The 17,557-nt window shown below is 63.2% G+C and carries 17 protein-coding genes; 9 read left to right on the forward strand and 8 right to left on the reverse strand.

Features of this window, described 5'->3' with window-relative positions:
• Positions 1-252: 252 nt before the first annotated feature.
• The 3 genes from ACIPZB_RS19740 to ACIPZB_RS19750 all read right to left on the reverse strand — a co-directional run bounded on the left by ACIPZB_RS19740 (position 253) and on the right by ACIPZB_RS19750 (position 3,708).
• Entirely contained in the window at positions 253-1,116 is an 864-nt protein-coding gene (locus ACIPZB_RS19740) for a methyl-accepting chemotaxis protein (protein WP_400642207.1), read from the reverse strand.
• A gap of 12 nt (positions 1,117-1,128) precedes the next feature.
• Entirely contained in the window at positions 1,129-2,193 is a 1,065-nt protein-coding gene (locus ACIPZB_RS19745) for a HAMP domain-containing protein (RefSeq protein WP_400642209.1), read from the reverse strand.
• 117 nt (positions 2,194-2,310) lie between these two features.
• Positions 2,311-3,708, reverse strand: a complete 1,398-nt coding sequence (locus ACIPZB_RS19750; RefSeq protein ID WP_400642210.1) for a PLP-dependent aminotransferase family protein — start codon at positions 3,706-3,708, stop codon at positions 2,311-2,313.
• Positions 3,709-3,933: 225 nt separating this feature from the next.
• Between ACIPZB_RS19750 and ACIPZB_RS19755 the strand changes: the two genes are divergently transcribed.
• Entirely contained in the window at positions 3,934-5,088 is a 1,155-nt protein-coding gene (locus tag ACIPZB_RS19755; RefSeq protein WP_400642211.1) for an MFS transporter, read from the forward strand.
• Positions 5,089-5,140: 52 nt separating this feature from the next.
• On the opposite strand, the gene ACIPZB_RS19760 is transcribed toward ACIPZB_RS19755, so the two are convergent.
• Positions 5,141-5,902 carry an SDR family oxidoreductase gene (locus ACIPZB_RS19760; protein ID WP_400642212.1) on the reverse strand — a complete coding sequence of 254 codons (762 nt, stop codon included), beginning with the start codon at positions 5,900-5,902 and terminating at the stop codon, positions 5,141-5,143.
• A 172-nt stretch (positions 5,903-6,074) separates the two neighbouring features.
• Here ACIPZB_RS19760 and ACIPZB_RS19765 point away from each other — a divergent pair, with 172 nt between their 5' ends.
• Together ACIPZB_RS19765 and kdsA are read left to right on the forward strand one after the other, a co-directional pair.
• Positions 6,075-7,076: an NADP-dependent oxidoreductase gene (locus ACIPZB_RS19765; RefSeq protein WP_400642213.1), complete on the forward strand. Its 1,002-nt coding sequence runs from the start codon at positions 6,075-6,077 to the stop codon at positions 7,074-7,076.
• Positions 7,077-7,176: 100 nt separating this feature from the next.
• On the forward strand, positions 7,177-8,019 hold the full coding sequence (gene kdsA, locus ACIPZB_RS19770) for a 3-deoxy-8-phosphooctulonate synthase (RefSeq protein ID WP_400642214.1): 843 nt from the start codon (positions 7,177-7,179) through the stop codon (positions 8,017-8,019).
• A gap of 45 nt (positions 8,020-8,064) precedes the next feature.
• Here the strand turns inward: kdsA and pyrF are convergent, their stop codons facing one another.
• Positions 8,065-8,766, reverse strand: a complete 702-nt coding sequence (gene pyrF, locus ACIPZB_RS19775) for an orotidine-5'-phosphate decarboxylase (protein ID WP_400642215.1) — start codon at positions 8,764-8,766, stop codon at positions 8,065-8,067.
• 182 nt (positions 8,767-8,948) lie between these two features.
• Here pyrF and ACIPZB_RS19780 point away from each other — a divergent pair, with 182 nt between their 5' ends.
• A complete protein-coding gene (locus ACIPZB_RS19780) occupies positions 8,949-9,116 on the forward strand; it encodes a DUF2897 family protein (protein ID WP_003252762.1) in 168 nt (55 codons plus the stop codon).
• Between the two features lie 180 nt (positions 9,117-9,296).
• Here ACIPZB_RS19780 and ACIPZB_RS19785 read toward each other — a convergent pair whose 3' ends face one another.
• From ACIPZB_RS19785 to rfbB, 3 genes are all read right to left on the reverse strand, one after another.
• Complete coding sequence (locus ACIPZB_RS19785) at positions 9,297-9,629, reverse strand: ComEA family DNA-binding protein (RefSeq protein ID WP_400642216.1); 333 nt, start codon at positions 9,627-9,629, stop codon at positions 9,297-9,299.
• 170 nt (positions 9,630-9,799) lie between these two features.
• Positions 9,800-10,699, reverse strand: coding sequence for a glucose-1-phosphate thymidylyltransferase RfbA (gene rfbA / locus ACIPZB_RS19790; protein ID WP_400642217.1), 900 nt, complete (start codon positions 10,697-10,699; stop codon positions 9,800-9,802).
• A complete protein-coding gene (gene rfbB, locus ACIPZB_RS19795; RefSeq protein WP_400642218.1) occupies positions 10,696-11,778 on the reverse strand; it encodes a dTDP-glucose 4,6-dehydratase in 1,083 nt (360 codons plus the stop codon). The genes rfbA and rfbB overlap by 4 nt, the downstream gene beginning before the upstream one ends.
• 597 nt (positions 11,779-12,375) lie before the next feature.
• Here rfbB and ACIPZB_RS19800 point away from each other — a divergent pair.
• Genes ACIPZB_RS19800 through ACIPZB_RS19820 form a run of 5 tightly spaced genes read left to right on the forward strand, consistent with a single transcriptional unit; the run spans position 12,376 to position 17,542 of the window.
• The gene (locus ACIPZB_RS19800; RefSeq protein ID WP_400642219.1) at positions 12,376-13,167 is read left to right on the forward strand and encodes an ABC transporter permease; all 792 of its coding nucleotides are present in this window, start codon (positions 12,376-12,378) and stop codon (positions 13,165-13,167) included.
• 13 nt (positions 13,168-13,180) lie between these two features.
• Positions 13,181-13,834, forward strand: coding sequence for an ABC transporter ATP-binding protein (locus ACIPZB_RS19805; RefSeq protein WP_400642220.1), 654 nt, complete (start codon positions 13,181-13,183; stop codon positions 13,832-13,834).
• Between the two features lie 54 nt (positions 13,835-13,888).
• Positions 13,889-14,995 (forward strand): ABC transporter permease, encoded by a 1,107-nt coding sequence (locus tag ACIPZB_RS19810; protein ID WP_400642221.1) that lies wholly within the window; start codon positions 13,889-13,891, stop codon positions 14,993-14,995.
• Positions 14,988-16,079: a polysaccharide biosynthesis/export family protein gene (locus ACIPZB_RS19815; RefSeq protein WP_400642223.1), complete on the forward strand. Its 1,092-nt coding sequence runs from the start codon at positions 14,988-14,990 to the stop codon at positions 16,077-16,079. Before ACIPZB_RS19810 ends, ACIPZB_RS19815 begins: the two co-directional genes overlap by 8 nt.
• Positions 16,080-16,114: 35 nt before the next feature.
• Entirely contained in the window at positions 16,115-17,542 is a 1,428-nt protein-coding gene (locus ACIPZB_RS19820) for a mannose-1-phosphate guanylyltransferase/mannose-6-phosphate isomerase (RefSeq protein WP_400642224.1), read from the forward strand.
• Positions 17,543-17,557: the final 15 nt, after the last annotated feature.

Raw genomic sequence — 17,557 nt, forward strand, 5'->3', positions numbered from 1 at the left:
CCCAGTTGGTGCTGGGTGGACGTCCTGGCCGGGCCGCTGGGGGTGGTTGTGGGCGGGGGTGTGGGGGGGGGGGGGGGGGGGGGGGTGGGTGGGGGGGGGGGGGGGGGGGTGGGGGGGGGGGGGGGGGGGGGGGGGGGGTGGGGGGGGTGGGGCCCCCCCCCCCCCCCCCCCCCCCCCCCCCCCCCCGGGGGGGGGGGGGGGGGGCGCCCGGGGGCCCCCCCCCCCCCCCGGCGATAGGGCCAGTACAGACGATCACAGCCTGAAATGCCCCACCATCCCCTTCAAGTCACTGCCCAATTGCACCAACTCGATGCTCGACCGGGCATTGCCCTGCATCGCCAACGCCGCCTGGTCCGCACTGCCGCGGATCTGCGTGACACTGCGGCTGATCTCCTCGGCCACCGAGCTCTGCTGTTCCGCGGCCGCTGCAATCTGCTGGTTCATCTGCTGGATCAATGACACCGCCGCCGCAATGCTGCCCAAGGCACTTTCGGTCTGCAGCGCGTCGGCCACGGCCAGGCGCACCAGCTCGGTGCTGCCGCGAATCTGCGCCACCGACTGCTGGGCGTTGCCGCGCAGGCTGGCCACCAGCCGTTCGATTTCCTCGGTCGACTGCCGAGTACGCCGGGCCAAGGCACGAACTTCATCGGCCACCACCGCGAAACCACGCCCCTGCTCGCCCGCCCGGGCCGCTTCGATGGCCGCATTGAGCGCCAGCAAGTTGGTCTGCTCGGCCACGCTCTTGATCACCGCCAGCACGTCGCCAATGGAATGGATCTCGGCACTCAGGCTCTCGATGCCGGTACTGGCGGTTTCTGCCGCCGCGGCCAGTTGCTCGATACGCTGCATGCTCTGGCGCACGACCTGCTGGCCGCTATCGACCTTGGCATCGGCGGCCTGGGCGGCCAGCGCGGCCTCTTCGGCATTGCGCGCCACATCGTGCACGGTGGCGGTCATCTGCTGCATCGCGGTGGCCACCTGCTCGGTCTCTTCCTTCTGATTGCCCACTTCACGGTTGGTCTGCTCGGTAACCGTCGACAACGCCTGGGCGCTGCCCGCCAATTGCTCGATCCCCTGCTGCAGGCCGCTGACAATGCCCGACAGGGCAATGGCCATGTGCTGCACGGCCTACGTCAATTGCCCGACCTCATCGTCACGTGCCGCTTCCGGCTCCAGGCTCAGCTCCCCGGCAGCGATGCGCTGGGCCCGGCCAATCACACGCTTGAGCGGGCCGACCACCGCGCGCGTGATCAGCCACGCGGCCAGCACGCCCACCAGCAGCGCCAGAACGGTCGCAGCAGCGATGGCCAGCGCGTTACGCGTCAACTCGCCCTGCATGGCCTGCTCTTGGCCGACATAGGCTTGCTCTACCCGCCCGGTGACCTGCTCGGCACGCGCCTGCAACTGCGCCTTGAAGCTTTGCTCCTTACCCAGCAGGTCGGTGTATTCGTTGAGCTTTTCGGTGAATCCGGCAATGTGCCCGGCCACCTCGCCCAGCACGCCCTGGTAACCGGCGTCGGCAACCACTGCCTTGAGCTGCTCGACCAGGCCTGCGGCCTCGACCGTCTCGGCGATGCGCCCTTGGCTGGCGTCCGCTTCGCCCTTGCGGCTCTGTTCCAGGCGCACCCGGGCCTGGTCCATGGCCTGCAGCATCAGTCGCGACACTTGCGCCACCTGCGCGGACTGTTCGAGGAACTCACTGCCTTGCTGGCCCTGGGACTGTTTGAGGGTGTAGGCCCCGTCATCGGCCAGCCCTGCCTGCATCACGTCGAGGTTGTTGGCCACGCTGGACACCGACCAACTGGCCATGTCGAGCGCCAGCTCCTTGGCCTGTACCACCTCGACGAACGCGTCGAACGCCTGGCCATAGGCCGCCAGGTCAGCCTCGGCTGCCGCCAGTGCCGGCAGGCCTCGGGCGCGCTCGCTGAGGTTGCCCAGGCCGTTGCGCAAGGCCTCGGCCTGCTCGCTGTCGGAGCGCAAGGCGAAGGCTTGCTCGTGCTGGCGCAGCCGCAGCAGGTCGGTATTGAGCCGGCCCAGCTCGCGCAGGCTGTCGAAACGCTGGCCGACACTGTGCAAAGCGCCGATGCCGATGGCCGCCACCGCCAGGGTCAGCAGCAACACCAGGGCAAACCCCAGCCCCATCTTGCGGGCCATGCCCAGGTTGGCCAGAACACCGTGCCTGCTCGCCGCCATCGCCGATCCCCCTTCACCTTGTCAGGTTTTCCCGAGGGCCAAGCGTGGCAACCTTGCCGACCCACGCACAAGCGGTCGACGCCACAATAGTGTCAAATGGCTATGTGCGTGTCGTTTTCAGCGTGCTGAAGGTCGCCCTGCGTGCACAAGGAAGGCCTGGGCGCGGGTGTCCTGCCCGTAAGCGACATTGATCCGCAGCCAGTCGCTGGGGGCGCCTTGATAGTCGAAGGCGCTGCCGGGCGTCAGCAGCACGTCATGCTCAGCCGCCAACCGCTCCAGGCTGGCGAAATCGCGCCCAGGCACTCGCGCCCAGACGAACATGCCGCCACACGGCTCGCAGAACACCTCCCAGCCGTAACCCTCCAGTTGCCCGAGCAGCTTGGCCATGTGCTGGCCCAGGCGTACCCGCAGGCGCTGCACGCTTTTGCGGTAGCTGCCATTGGCCAGCATCTGCCCCACCACCTGCTCGATGAAGCGCGAAGTGCCGATCCCGCTGACCATCTTCAGCTCCGCCAGACGCGCCAGCAGCTGCGGGTCGGCCACCAGGTAGCCGACCCGCAGCGAACTGCTCAGGGTCTTGGAGAAGCTGGCCAGGTAGATCACCCGCTGTTCGCTGTCGAGGGTGGCCAGGCGAGTGGCCTGCCCCTCCTGGAAATCGGCGTAGATATCGTCCTCGACGATACGCAGGTCGTGCTCTCGCGCCAGCTCCAGCAGCCGATAGGCCACCTTGGGCGTCAGGCTGGTGCCGGTCGGGTTCTGGTACAGGCTGTTGATGAACAGGCAGCGTGGGCGGTGTTCGACCAGCAACCGCTCGAGCGCCGTGACATCCGGGCCGCTCGGCGTGCGCGGCAATGGCAGCATGTGCACCTGGTGCTGACGCAGCAGGTTGTACAGGTTGTAGTAACCGGGGTTTTCCACCAGCACCGTGTCGCCGGGACGCAGCAGGGTGCGTACCAGCAGGTCGAGGCCATGGCTGGCGCCCTGGGTCGTGAGGATGCGCTCGGGGCCAGCGGCGATGTCGAGACGCGCCAGGCGTTTGTGCAGTTGCAGGCGCAGGCTGGCCAGGCCCAGTGGCGGGCAGTAGTCGAACATGTCCTGCGGGTTGCCGCGGCTGACCTGGCGGATCGCCTGGGCCAGTTCGGCGTCTGCCCGCCAGGCTGTGGGCAGCCAGCCGCAGCCCAGCTTGAGCAGCTCGTCGTGACCCTCACGGAACTGCCGCCAGCTGCCATCGGCGGCTTCGCCCCACACGGGCTGGTCCTGCAGGGCCAGGCCAGGCTTGCGCTCGGCGACGAAGAAGCCGGTACCGTGGCGCGCCTCCAGCCAGCCACTGGCGACCAGGCGATCGTAGGCTTCGATCACGCAGGACGCGCTGACGGCCTGGTTACGTGCCAGGGTGCGGATCGACGGCAGGCGAGCGCCAGGGCGCAGGCGCTGCTGTTCGATCCAGGCTTGCAGGTGGTCGGTGAGTTGCTGGACCAGCGGGATCTGGCTTTGACGGTCGAGAGGCAAGTGCATGGCTTAGCTGTTTGGCTGTTTTGAGCGAACAGTTAAGCATAAATGGGTTGCGCGTGTGCCTTGTTGGGAGATTGGCTTGAAAGCAAGGTTGGCAGTACCGGCCCTATCGCCGGCAAGCCGGCTCCCACAGGTACTCCACAGCCAGTGAGTCCTGTGCTGTACCTGTGGGAGCCGGCTTGCCGGCGATAGGGCCGGCACAGACAACTCAAAACCAGGATCAGCCCCATGCTCTCCCACCCCGCCCTGCTGGCCTTCGCCCTGTGCCTGATCACCCTCGCGGTCAACCTGCAGGCCCCGCTTTACATCACCTACGCCGACCTCTCCGGGCAAGGCGCCACTGCCACCGCCGTGGCCTTCTCCGGCTATGTCCTGGGTGTACTGCCCGTGCTGCTGGCCCTCGGCGGCCTGGCCGACCGGGTCGGGCGCCGGCCACTGATCCTCGCCGCGCTGCTGCTGTCGATGCTCGCCACCCTGCTCATGCTGCTGGCCCCCAGCCTGCAGACCTTGGGCCTGGCCCGCCTGTGCCTGGGCCTTGGCACCGGCCTGGCCTCGGCCACCGCCACGGCCTACATGGGCGAACTGATGGGCGCCGACAGCAGTGCCCGCGCCGCCAACTGGGTGACCGCCAGCACCTCGCTGGGCTTTGGCCTGGGTGCGGCGCTGACCAGCTTGTTCCTGCTGCGCGGCCCGAGCCTCACGCCGGGCAGCTTCCACCTGCAGCTGGCGCTTGCTGCCGTGGCCCTGGCGCTGGTCTGGCGCCTGCCCGACCCACGCCCGACGCAACGCAGCGCCATGCTGCGCTTGCCTGGCTATCCAACCGGCAGCGTGGTGTATGGCCTGGCCATTCTGCTGGCCTGGGCCTGTGTCGGGCTGGTCATCGCCCTGCTGCCAGGGATTCTGCGCCAGCACGGCCTGAGTGCATGGTCGGGCTTTTCGACTTTCTGCGTGATCAGCTGTGGCCTGCTGTTTCAACCACTGGCTCGGCGTATGGCCTGCGCCAAGGTTACGTTGTTGGGCCTGGGAATTTTGCCGTGCAGCTATGCGCTGCTGGCCTGGGGTGCTGACAGTGGGCAGCTGGGCGCCGTCCTGCTGGGAGCGGTGGCGGCGAGCAGCGCGTGCTATGGGTTCATCTACCTGGGCGGGCTGGCGGCGGTGAACCAGCTGGCAGGACGCGAGAAGACCCGGAGCAGCGCCGGGTTCTTCCTGCTGGCGTATCTTGGGTTCAGTGTGCCGGTGATCTTTACCGGGGTGCTGAGTGACCAGCTGGGACCGCGCGTGGCGTTGCTGGCGTTTGGTGGCGTGCTGGTGCTGGGGTGTGCAGCGGTCGCCCTGGCATTGGTGCTGTCTGCGCGGGCAAGCCCGCTTGCGCAGTCCTGCTGAAAAGCACAATCCCACAGGTTTCTCTACAGGCTTGGAGCTTCTGTGGCGAGCTTCAGATTGCAGTCGCCCCGCCATCCACGGTCAGGCTATGCCCCGTGGTGAACGCCGCGCCATCGCTGCACAGGTACAGCACCGCGCTGGCGATCTCCTCGACCTTGCCGATGCGCCCGACCGGGTGCATGGCTGCGGCGAACTCGGCCTTGCGCGGGTCGGCCTCATAGGCCCGGCGGAACATGTCGGTCTCGATCACCGCAGGGCACACCGCATTCACCCGGATGCCCTTCTTGGCGTACTCAATGGCCGCCGACTTGGTCAGGCCGATCACCGCATGCTTGGACGCGCTGTAGATGCTCATCTTCGGCGCCGCGCCCAGCCCGGCCACCGACGCGGTATTCACGATCGCGCCGCCGCCCTGGGCCAAGAGCAACGGCAGTTGATACTTCATGCACAACCACACGCCTTTGACATTGACGCCCATGATGGCGTCGAACTCCGCTTCGCTGCCTTCGGCCAAGCGCCCCTGCTCGATCTCGATGCCTGCGTTGTTGTAGGCGTAGTCCAGGCGGCCGTAGGCCTGGATGACGCGCTCATGCAACTGGCGCACCTGGGCATCCTGGGTCACGTCACACGCCACGAACAGCGCCTGGCCACCGGCCTCGACGATTTGCGCCACCGTGGCCTCGCCGCCGACCGGGTCGAGGTCGGCCACCACCACCTTCAGGCCTTCGCGGGCAAAGGCCAGCGCCGTCGCGCGGCCGATACCCGCCGCGCCGCCAGTGACCAAGGCTACCTGGCCGGAAAAGGTCATGCTCATGGTTCGCTCCTGATCGTGAAATATCGGCCATGAGTCTAGTCAGCCCACCACCCGGCTGGGCAGCATCATCAGGGCAACGGTTGGGCTACCATGCTTACCAGTGATTTTGCGCACCTCCCTGCATCAGCAGGCTAAATTCATCGCTTTCGCCTACCGCCCCCAAGGACCTGCCATGACCCAGACCAACCGCCGCTTCCTGCTAGCCAAACGCCCGGTCGGCGCCGTGCGCCGCGACGACTTCACGTTCGAGACGGTACCCGCCCAAGCGCCCGCCGAGGGGCAGATCCAGGTGCGCAACCTGTACCTGTCGCTGGACCCGGCCATGCGCGGCTGGATGAACGAAGGCAAGTCGTACATCCCGCCTGTGGCCCTCGGCCAGGTGATGCGCGCGCTCGGCGTGGGCGAAGTGGTGGCCTCCCAGCACCCTGACTACAAAGCCGGCGACCACGTCAGCGGCGCCCTGGGAGTACAGGACTATTTCACTGGCGAGCCCCAGGGCCTGCACAAGATCGACCCCCGGCTTGCTCCCCTGCCCCGCTACCTGTCGGCCCTGGGCATGACCGGCATGACGGCCTATTTCGCCCTGCTCGAAGTTGGCCAACCCAAGGCCGGCGATACCGTGGTGATTTCCGGTGCAGCAGGCGCGGTGGGCAGCATCGTTGGCCAGATCGCCAAGCTCAAGGGCTGCCACGTGGTCGGCATTGCCGGTGGCGCGCAAAAGTGCCAGTACCTCAAGGACGAACTGGGGTTCGACGGCGTCATCGACTACAAGGCCGAGGACGTGCTCGCCGGCCTCAAGCGCGAATGCCCCAAGGGCGTGGATGTATATTTCGATAACGTCGGCGGCGAGATCCTCGACGCGGTGCTCACCCGCATCAACTTCAAGGCGCGCATCGTCATCTGCGGCGCAATCAGCCAGTACAACAACAAGGAAGCGGTCAAAGGCCCGGCAAACTACCTGGCGTTACTGGTGAACCGTGCGCGGATGGAAGGCTTCGTGGTGATGGACCATGCCAAGGACTATGGCAAGGCGGCGCAGGAGCTCGCCGGGTGGCTGGCCAGCGGCAAGGTCAAGAGCAAGGAGGATGTGGTGGACGGGCTGGAGACGTTCCCGGAGACCTTGCTCAAGCTGTTCAGCGGGGAGAATTTCGGCAAGTTGGTGCTGAAGGTCTAGCTCGAAAGCACCTCTCCCCTGTGGGAGCTTTGCTCACCCAGATCTTGTAAGATCACCCATCGCCACTGAAACCAGTGACTGGGATTTGCAGAGAAAGAACATGATCAAGATCACCCCAACCATCGAGTGCTCCAACAACGCACCTTTCGTCCTCTTCGGCGGCATCAACGTCCTCGAATCCGAAGACCTGGCCCTCAAGGCCTGTGAAGAATACGTGCGCGTCACTCAGAAGCTGGGCATCCCCTATGTCTTCAAAGCCAGCTTCGACAAGGCCAACCGCTCCTCGATCCACTCCTACCGTGGCCCGGGCATGGAAGAAGGCCTGCGCATCTTCGAAAAGGTAAAAGCCGAATTCGGCGTGCCGATCATCACCGACGTGCACGAGATCTACCAGTGCGCCCCGGTCGCCGAAGTGGTCGACGTGCTGCAGCTGCCGGCCTTCCTGGCGCGCCAGACCGACCTGGTGGTGGCCCTGGCCAAGACCGGCAAGCCGGTCAACATCAAGAAGCCGCAGTTCCTCAGCCCTTCGCAGATGCAGAACATCGTGCAGAAGTTCAAGGAAGCCGGTAACGACCAGCTGATCCTCTGCGACCGCGGCACCTGCATGGGCTACGACAACCTCGTGGTCGACATGCTCGGCTTCGGCGTGATGAAGCGCACCTGCGACAACCTGCCGATCATCTTCGACGTCACCCACGCCCTGCAGAACCGCGACCCGTCCGGCGCTGCCTCCGGCGGCCGTCGCGAACAGGTCGTCGACCTGGCCCGTGCCGGCATGGGTGTCGGCCTGGCCGGCCTGTTCCTGGAAGCGCACCCGAACCCGGACCAAGCCAAGTGCGACGGCCCGAGCGCCCTGCCGCTGGACAAGCTGGAGCCGTTCCTGGCCCAGATCAAGGCGCTGGACGACCTGGTCAAGTCGTTCCCACCGCTGGTCATCGCGTAATAAAAAAGGGGCTGCACATGCAGCCCCTTTTCTTTTGTCGACCTGTCAGCCGCGGATTTCCGCCACCACCGCCGCCAGCGCCTGGGCCGGGTCAGCCGCCTGGCTGATCGGGCGACCGATTACCAGGTAATCGGAGCCGGCATCCAGTGCCTGACGAGGGGTCAGGATGCGTCGCTGGTCATCCTGCGCGCTACCGGCCGGGCGAATACCTGGCGTCACCAGCTGCAGCGATGGGTGCGCCGCCTTCAGTGCCGGCGCTTCCAGTGCCGAGCACACCAGCCCGTCCATGCCCGCCTTCTCGGCCAGTGCCGCGAGGCGCAGCACCTGCTCCTGCGGGTCAACATCCAGGCCGATACCGGCCAGGTCCTCACGCTCCATGCTGGTCAGCACGGTCACGCCGATCAGCAGTGGCTGCGGGCCGCTGCGCTTGTCCAGCACCTCGCGGCAGGCCGACATCATGCGCAGGCCACCGGAACAGTGCACGTTCACCATCCAGACGCCCATCTCGGCCGCCGCCTTGACCGCCATGGCCGTGGTGTTGGGGATGTCGTGGAACTTGAGGTCGAGGAACACCTCGAAGCCTTTCTCGCACAGGGTCTCGACAATGCCCGAAGCACTGCTGGTAAACAGCTCCTTGCCAACTTTTACCCGGCACAGGGCTGGGTCGAGCTGGTCGGCCAGCTTCAGGGCGGCGTCACGGGTGGGGAAATCCAGGGCGACGATCAGGGGCGTCTGGCAGGCGGACATGGTCAGGGTCTCTTGGCAAGTCGAAATCGGCGCGCATTGTAAACGAAGTGGCGCAGGCTTTGGGGGCCGTGGGTCATCAGAATTGGCCCGACTGGGCATGGCCCCTATAATTGAACCAATGGTCAAGGAAATCGCTCAACCGTTATACAAGCGAAGCCCTCGACGCCCACAGGAGAATGACAATGCCCTGGTATGCCTGGCTGATACTCATCATAGCCCTCGGCTCGATCGTCGGCGGGTTGATGATGCTGCGAGATACGGCGAAAAAACTGCCGCTGACCGAAGAACAACTGCGCAAAGTGCATGAACGCAATGCCGAGGCGGATGCCAAGGATGCGCAGGACCGGTAGTTGAAGTTGAATTCTCTGGCCTCTTCGCGGGACAAGCCCGCTCCCACAAAGTGGGCGCTGCCCTCGAGGCCTGCACAATCCCCCTTGTGGGAGCCGGCTTGCCGGCGATAGGGCCAAGCCGGTGTTCGCCTGATCCTGCCTCATCGCGGGCAAGCCGGCTCCCACAAAAACCAACCAGCCTTATTCCACCATCACCCTATCCCGATTGCGCTCCAGCAGCGCGCTGCCGATCCCTTTGATTTCAAGCATTTCATCCACCGTGGCAAACGGCCCGTTGGCCTCCCGATACGCCACGATCGCCTCTGCCTTGGCTTTGCCGATCCCGTTCAGCTCCTTCTGCAACGTCAATGCATCGGCCGTATTCAAGTTCAACCGCTCCACCGGCGCTTGCGCTTGGCTCACCACCGGTATCGGCTCCAGCGGGACAACGGCAGCACCAGGCGCGGCGCTGATGGAAAACGACAATCCGGCGAACAGTGGCAACAGCAGGTAATTGAGGACGGTATTGCGCATGAGGGTCACTCCTGTGAGTTGAAGTTGCAGGCAGCAGTTTCCTTGGCTGCCCCTACAACCTAGCGGCTCACAGGCACTTGTTCCCAGTGGGCAATAGTTACCAAATCAGACGTCACAACATGTTGCACGCCTGCTGGATAAATATCCTACGCCAGGCGTGCACAGTGCCTTCAGCCCTGCAGGACAGGGTCGCGCAGCAACCGCAGCAGGTACTGCCCATAGCCATTCTTGCGCATCGGCTCGGCCAGGGCTTGCAGCTGGTCCGCATCGATCCAACCCTGGCGGAAGGCCATTTCCTCAGGGCAAGCGACCTTGAGGCCCTGCCGACGCTCAAGGGTGGCGATGTAACCGCTGGCTTCGAGGAGTGAATCATGGGTGCCGGTATCGAGCCAGGCGTAGCCACGGCCCATCACCTCCACCGACAAGTGCCCCCGTTCCAGATAGAGCCGGTTGATGTCGGTGATTTCCAGCTCACCGCGCGGCGACGGTTCCAGCCCCTTGGCCATCTCGATCACGTCCTGGTCGTAGAAGTACAGCCCGGTCACCGCATAGTTGGACTTCGGCTGCTGCGGCTTCTCCTCCAGGCTGATGGCGCGGCCATGGGCGTCGAACTCGACCACGCCATAGCGCTCGGGGTCGGTCACATGGTAGGCAAACACGCTCGCCCCTGCGTCGCGCGCCATGGCACCGTCGAGCAACTTGTGGAAATCGTGGCCGTAGTAGATGTTGTCACCCAGCACCAGCGCCGACAGGTCGTTGCCGATGAAGCTCTCGCCAATGATGAACGCCTGGGCCAGGCCATCCGGCGATGGCTGTACCGCGTAGGTGATGTTGATACCCCACTGGTGGCCATCGCCCAGCAATTGCTCGAAGCGCGGCGTGTCCAGGGGGGTGGAGATGATCAGAATATCGCGGATACCCGCCAGCATCAGCGTGGTCAGCGGATAGTAGATCATCGGCTTGTCGTAGACCGGCAGCAACTGCTTGGAAATCGCCAGTGTCGCCGGGTGCAGGCGCGTGCCCGAGCCCCCGGCCAGAATGATGCCTTTACGCTGTTTGAGTGTGCTCATATGTCGTGCTTCCCTGAACGTGCGCTGTAGTTCTTTTCTACCCATTCGCGATAACTGCCCGACTGCACGCCCTCGACCCACGCCGCGTTGTCCAGATACCACTGCACCGTCTTGCGGATACCGGTTTCGAACGTTTCGGCCGGCTTCCAGCCCAGCTCGCGCTCGAGCTTGCGCGCATCGATGGCATAGCGGCGGTCGTGGCCGGGGCGGTCGGCGACGTAGGTGATCTGAGCCGCATAGGGTTTGCCGTCAGCCCGTGGGCGCAGCTCGTCGAGCAGGGCACAGACGCGCGTGACGATCTCCAGGTTCGGCTTCTCGTTCCAGCCACCGACGTTGTACACCTCGCCCACCGTGCCGGCTTCCAGCACGCGGCGGATGGCACTGCAGTGGTCCTTGACGTACAGCCAGTCGCGAATCTGCTGACCGTCGCCATACACCGGGAGCGCCTTGCCGCCCAAGGCGTTGACGATCACCAGCGGAATCAGTTTTTCCGGAAAGTGCAGCGGCCCGTAGTTGTTCGAGCAGTTGGTGGTCAGCACGGGCAGGCCGTAGGTGTGGTGATAAGCGCGCACCAGGTGGTCGCTGGCGGCCTTGCTGGCCGAGTAGGGGCTGTTGGGCTGGTACTGATGGGTTTCGGTGAACGCCGGCTCACCGGCCTTGAGCGAGCCGTAGACCTCATCGGTGGACACATGCAGGAAGCGGAACGCCTCGCGCGCCGCTGGGTCGAGGCCTTGCCAGTAACCACGCACCGCTTCGAGCAACTGGAAGGTGCCGACCACATTGGTTTCGACGAACGCCTGCGGGCCGTGGATGGAGCGGTCGACATGCGACTCGGCGGCAAAGTTGAGCACCGCGCGGGGCTGATGTTCGGCCAACAGCCGCTGCAGCAGCGGCCCATCGCCGATATCGCCGTGCACGAACACATGCTGCGGGTTGCCTTGCAGGCTGGCCAGGCTTTGCAGGTTGCCGGCGTAGGTCAGCTTGTCGAGGTTGATCAGGGTTTCGCCCGATTGGCTTACCCAATCCAGTACGAAGTTCGCACCGATGAAGCCGGCGCCGCCGGTAACCAGGATAGTCATGGGTTCAGGTCGATCTCATGCGGGTCGGTAGGAAGATGCCGTAAGTGTAAACGGGATCGCTGAAAGCGTTATCGACTGGGAGGGGATTGTCGTTAGATGTTCTGTACCCTCGCGATAGAGCGCCGCCCGCACGGGGCTAGCGCCGCTTCCACAGCTTTGAACTCACTGCTTACCCTGTGGGAGCCGGCTTGCCGGCGATAGGGCCTAAGAGAAATTCTGCCTGCGCTGGCCTCATCGCCGGCAAGCCGGCTCCCACAGGGGAAGATTTTGAGTCGATCAGCACCACCGCAGTGCACAAGTACCCATTGCAACATCTCGCCACAACTAACCCGACATACGGCAACTTGCCACGAAATGCGCGCTTTGGATCCAACATGAAACACGATCAACGGCGATATTCACCCAACAGGCGGTCTGAACTTTCGTACCAATACGTGGTAATCGCTTGACGCTTATGCCATCCCGCGCTTAACCTCGCGCCCCTTAGAACACGGAAGTTCCGGAACACACCCTGGTCAAAGCGCCATGGGGTCGGGCCTTTCCTGAAGATGAATTCCGGCGTGCCTTGGCGCGCTGCTTTGCTTTGCGGTAAACATCTTGAAGCCTCGTTCCTCGCTCCAGATCCAGAAGTCGGTCATTTTCGCCCTCGTCCTGCGCGAAGCACGTTCCCGTCTTGGCGACCGCCGCATGGGTGCCGTGTGGCTACTGCTCGAACCGATCATTCACCTTCTGATCTTCTCCCTACTGTTCGGCATGCTCCGCGGCCGTTCACTCTCCGGCGTGGAATATCCCGTGTTCGTCCTTGTCGGCATGGCCCCTTTCCTGCTCTACCGCAACACTGCCCTGCGCCTGATGGACAGCCTGCGCGAAAACCGCTCGCTGTTCGGCTACAAGCAGATCAAACCCCTCGACACCTACGTCGCCCGGGTCATCGTCGAAACCTGCATTGCCGCGACCGTCTACGCCATCCTGGTATTCGGCTTCGCCTGGTCCGGCTTCGACATGTCGATCCACAGCCCGCTGCAATGGGTCGCCACCCTCCTGCTCGGTCTGCTGTTCGCCTTCGGCCTGGGGATGCTCCTGGCCCTGGTCACCCACGCCCTGCCCAGCCTGAAGATCGTCATTCGCATGGCCTTCTTCCCCCTGTACTTCATTTCCGGCGTACTGATTCCTGCATCCTACCTGCCCACGGCCATGATGCCGGTGCTGTTGCTCAACCCCTTCCTGCACATCCTCGAACTGATCCGCGCCGAGGTGCTGCCGCACTACACCCCGGTCGATGGCGTATCCGAAACCTACGTGATCGCCTTCACCACGGTACTGCTGTTCCTGTCGCTGGGTGCCTACCGTGCCCGCAGGATGCACCTGATTTCCACCAAGAACGGTTAACTACAGGCCACCCGTGTTCGAGCTCAGAAACGTTACCAAGTCGTACCTCACGCCCAACGGCCGCCGGTACGTCTTTCGCAACCTGTCGCTGGCCATCCCGCCCGGCAAGAACATCGGCCTGATTGGCCGCAACGGCGCCGGCAAGTCGACCTTGATGCGCCTGCTCGGCGGTGCCGACGTGCCCGACTCCGGCACCATCGTCACCGACCGCAGCATCTCTTGGCCGATCGGTTTGACGGGCGGCTTTCAGGGCAGCATGAGCGGCCGCGACAACATCAAGTTCGTCTGTCGGATCTACGGCGCAACCGGTGAGGCGATGCGGGAAAAGATTCGCTACGTGCAGGAATTCGCCGAGATCGGCGACTGGATCGACGAGCCAATTAAGACCTACTCCTCGGGCATGCGCTCACGCGTGGCGTTCGGCCTGAGCATGGCCTTCGACTTCGACTACTACCTGATCGACGAAGTGATGTCGGTGGGCGACGCCCAGTTCAAGCGCAAGTGCGCTGACGTATTCCGGGAAAAGCTGCAGAAATCCAACGTGGTGCTGGTTACCCATGCCATGCAGGAAGTCGAAAAGCTCTGCGACATCGTGCTGCTGGTACGTGATGGCGGCATCCAGGTGTACGAAGACGTCGCCGAAGGCATCAGGGCCTACAACATCTGATCAACCCTTCTTCCAATTACGCAGCACCGTTCCACATCAAGGATGCATCCAACTATGAGCAGTACGGGTAACAAGAAAGGCTGGCGCCTGGCGTTGGCCATGGTGGTTCTGCCAATGATCCTGGCGGCCGTGTACTACGGTGTGTTCGCCGTCGACCGTTTCGTCAGCTCCGCCCAGGTGGTGGTGCGCCAGGACGGCAACAACCCGGGCGCCCAGGTGCCAGGCCTGGCCACCCTGCTGACCGGTACCAACCCGGCTTCGCGAGAAGAAACCCTGTATCTGCGCGAATTCATCACGTCGATGGACATGATGCTGCTGCTGGAAAACAAGCTGCACTGGATCGAACAGTACGCCGCCCAGCGCAGCGACGTGTTCTTCTGGCTCGACAAGGACGCCCCGCGCGAAGACCTGCTGGAGTACTACCAACGCATGGTCTCGGCCCGCTACGACGACACCACCGGCCTGCTGCGTGTAGAAGTTCAGGCGTTCTCCCCGGAACTGTCCGAGCAGATGCTGCGCGTGATCCTTCAGGCCAGCGAACACTTCGTCAACGAAGTGAGCCACAACATCGCCCGCGAGCAGATGAAGTTCGCCCAGGGCGAATTGGAAAACGCGCGGCAGAACTACGCCAAGCGCAAGACCCAGCTGCTCACCTTCCAGAATGACAACAAGGTACTGGACGGTGGCAACACCGCGCAGAGCCGCGCGACCATCATCGCCGACCTCGAAGGCCAGTACACCAAAGAGCAGGCTGCCCTCACCGAGATGACCTTCAAGCTGCGCGCCGACGCCCCGCAAGTGCGCCAGCAAAAGCAGAAGGTACAAGCCATCACCCAACAGCTGGCCAAGGAAAAGCGCCTGCTGGTGTCGTCGCCACAAGGCTCGCAGCTGAACGTGGTCGCCTCGCGCTTCCAGCAGCTGACCCTGGACGCCGGCATTGCCGAAGAAACCTACAAGACTGCCGTAGCCGCGCTTGACAATGCCCGCATCGAAGCGAGCAAAAAGATCCGCACCCTGGTCACCGTGGTCAGCCCGAACACCCCACAACTCGCCCTGTACCCAGAGCGTTGGTACAACCTGGCGACCATTTTGCTGGGCCTGCTGATGCTGTACGGCATTACCCGCTTCATCCTGGCTTCGATCGAGGATCACCGTGATTAAATCCCTGGCTGTCTCCAAACGCGTCAACTTGAAACTGGCAGCACTGGCCCTGGCGACCCTGGGCCTGGGGGGCTGCGGCGGCACCCTGTCCGGCGCCGGTCCGTACAAGGGCGAGATCGAATCCAAGAATGAGGCTTACAACCTCGTCGATATCAATGCCAGCACTATTGCCCCGTACATGTTTGGTGCCCCCCGCCCTGCCCTGTCCACCGTGACCAAACCAGTGTCGGCGGAAGTGCGCCTGGCATCAGGTGACGTGCTCAACGTACTGATCGCCGATACCGCGCCGGAAGGGTCTTCCCTGTTTGCACCGCTGGCCACTGGCGGTACTCAGCTGAAGTCCCGCGTCGACTCCCAGGGCATGATTTCGCTGCCTTACGTAGGTCGCGAGTTCGTGGCCGGCATGACCTTGAACCAGGTCGAGCAGATGATCCGCCGCAAGCTTAAGGGCATTACTACCGACGTGCAGACCCACGTTGAGCTGGTAGGCGACCTCTCGGGCTCGGTACTGGTTGCCGGCGCGGTGAAGACCCCGGGTCGTTTCAGCACCCTGCAAGGGCCCCTGACGCTGCTGGATGCGGTCAACCAGGCTGGCGGGCCGGTATTGGAGCCGCACCTGGTCAACGTGACCGTGCGCACTGGTAGCCAAGTGCAGCAGTTCAACTACGAGGACGTGCTGGCCGGCAACAACATGGTGTTGCGACCGAACTCGGAAGTGGTGCTGGACCGCGCGCGTCAGCGGTTTGTAGCGATGGGGGCTGTGGGTGAGCCTGGGTTGAAAGACTTGCCCAGCCAGAATACTAGCTTGCTGGATGCCCTGGGTAGTGTCGGTGGGCTGCGCGAGCAGAATGCCAACCCGGAAGGTGTGTTTGTGTTCCGTATGGCCAATGGCGCCAATAGCAAGCCCACTGTATTGCGCTTGAACATGCGCGACCCGGCAGCTGTTTTCTACGCTCGCCAGATCGCCGTCAAACCTGACGACACCATTTATGTAACCAACGCAGCTGTGTACGAATGGCAAAAGGTTATTTCGCCGATCGTGCAGACGATGCTGTTGGGTAACGCCACTGGCGCTTACAAGTAAAAATTGATTGCAATCATCAACAATAGGGAAATTAGATGATCCCCGTAATACTTTCCGGAGGCTCGGGCTCGCGCCTTTGGCCGCTATCCCGAGCGATGCATCCGAAGCAGTTCCTCAATATCGGTGCTGATCACTCGCTGTTCCAATCTACGCTGATGCGCTTGGCGAAAATTCAGGGCGAAGACCTGATGCCAATCGTAGTCAGTAGCGAGGATCATCGCTTTCACGTTGCCGAGCAGTGCCGGGCACTGGGTGTAACTCCGAGCGCCATTCTGCTTGAGCCGGTGGGCCGTAATACCGCGCCAGCCATCGCAGCTGCAGTACTGCAGGCATTGAGCACGGGCAAGGATGACTTGCTTCTGGTGCTTCCGGCTGATCATGCGATCGAAAACCTTGATGCGCTGCAGAAGGCTTTCGAAACAGGGGCCGTTGCTGCGCGCGATGGCGCCATCGTGACCTTCGGGATCGTGCCCAATAAAGCCGAAACTGGATACGGCTATATTCGCGTCGCGCAAAAAGGCGAATCCGTACAACCCGCCGAAGCCTTCTACGAGAAGCCTGACCTGGCGACTGCCCAACAGTATCTGGACGATGGTCGGTACTACTGGAACAGCGGCATGTTCCTGTTCAAGGCCTCAGCGATGCTTGAGCAGCTGCGCCTCCATTCTCCTCAAGTACTGCAAGTTGTGGAAGCGGCACTCGAATCGGCCAAAAGAGACCTCGACTTTACCCGTCTTGATGTTCAAGCATTCAGCGCCGTCGAGAACATCTCGATCGACTACGCGGTCATGGAGCGGTCTGACCAAGTGGCTGTAGTTCCACTGAATGCAGGTTGGAATGATGTGGGTTCCTGGTCAGCGGTCTGGGAGATCGCAGACAAGGACTCGCAAGGCAATGCCACACATGGCGATGTGATCCTCGAAGCCACCCAAAATGCATACGTGCATGCTGAACACCGCATGGTATCGGTGCTGGGGCTCGATGACGTTGTGGTCGTCGAAACAGCGGATGCCGTCATGGTCGCGGCGAAAGACAAGGCGCAAGACGTCAAGTTGCTGGTTGACCGCATCAAGCAGGCCAAGCGGACCGAGGCGACCAGTCACCGTAAAGTCTATCGACCATGGGGGGACTACGACTCTATTGATAATGGCCCTCGCTATCAGGTAAAGCGGATTACGGTTGCTCCAGGACAGAAGCTGTCGGTTCAGATGCATCACCACCGTGCTGAGCACTGGATTGTTGTCACGGGCACTGCCAAGGTGACGATCGGCGACAAGCAGATCCTGTTAACCGAAAACCAATCGACGTATATCCCAATTGGTGTCGTTCACGCCCTCGAGAACCCAGGGAAAATCCCCCTGGAAATGATTGAGGTCCAATCAGGCACCTACCTGGGAGAAGACGATATCGTGCGCTTCTCAGACATATATGGGCGCGCGACGCCACAGACTGTCGAATCATAACCTTCTTGTCAGATG

It is taken from the genome of Pseudomonas sp. NPDC089396, assembly GCF_044749545.1.
GTDB lineage: Bacteria > Pseudomonadota > Gammaproteobacteria > Pseudomonadales > Pseudomonadaceae > Aquipseudomonas.

Bases quoted from the DNA above. Each gene is read 5' to 3' on its own strand.
- ACIPZB_RS19820 (WP_400642224.1), top strand. From the start codon at position 16,115: ATGATCCCCGTAATACTTTCCGGAGGCTCGGGCTCGCGCCTTTGGCCG.
- kdsA (WP_400642214.1), top strand. From the start codon at position 7,177: ATGATCAAGATCACCCCAACCATCGAGTGCTCCAACAACGCACCTTTC.
- rfbA (WP_400642217.1), bottom strand. From the start codon at position 10,699: ATGAGCACACTCAAACAGCGTAAAGGCATCATTCTGGCCGGGGGCTCG.
- ACIPZB_RS19780 (WP_003252762.1), top strand. From the start codon at position 8,949: ATGCCCTGGTATGCCTGGCTGATACTCATCATAGCCCTCGGCTCGATC.
- ACIPZB_RS19810 (WP_400642221.1), top strand. From the start codon at position 13,889: ATGAGCAGTACGGGTAACAAGAAAGGCTGGCGCCTGGCGTTGGCCATG.
- ACIPZB_RS19785 (WP_400642216.1), bottom strand. From the start codon at position 9,629: ATGCGCAATACCGTCCTCAATTACCTGCTGTTGCCACTGTTCGCCGGA.
- ACIPZB_RS19750 (WP_400642210.1), bottom strand. From the start codon at position 3,708: ATGCACTTGCCTCTCGACCGTCAAAGCCAGATCCCGCTGGTCCAGCAA.
- ACIPZB_RS19755 (WP_400642211.1), top strand. From the start codon at position 3,934: ATGCTCTCCCACCCCGCCCTGCTGGCCTTCGCCCTGTGCCTGATCACC.
- ACIPZB_RS19740 (WP_400642207.1), bottom strand. From the start codon at position 1,116: ATGGCCATTGCCCTGTCGGGCATTGTCAGCGGCCTGCAGCAGGGGATC.
- ACIPZB_RS19765 (WP_400642213.1), top strand. From the start codon at position 6,075: ATGACCCAGACCAACCGCCGCTTCCTGCTAGCCAAACGCCCGGTCGGC.
- ACIPZB_RS19760 (WP_400642212.1), bottom strand. From the start codon at position 5,902: ATGAGCATGACCTTTTCCGGCCAGGTAGCCTTGGTCACTGGCGGCGCG.
- ACIPZB_RS19745 (WP_400642209.1), bottom strand. From the start codon at position 2,193: ATGGCGGCGAGCAGGCACGGTGTTCTGGCCAACCTGGGCATGGCCCGC.
- rfbB (WP_400642218.1), bottom strand. From the start codon at position 11,778: ATGACTATCCTGGTTACCGGCGGCGCCGGCTTCATCGGTGCGAACTTC.
- pyrF (WP_400642215.1), bottom strand. From the start codon at position 8,766: ATGTCCGCCTGCCAGACGCCCCTGATCGTCGCCCTGGATTTCCCCACC.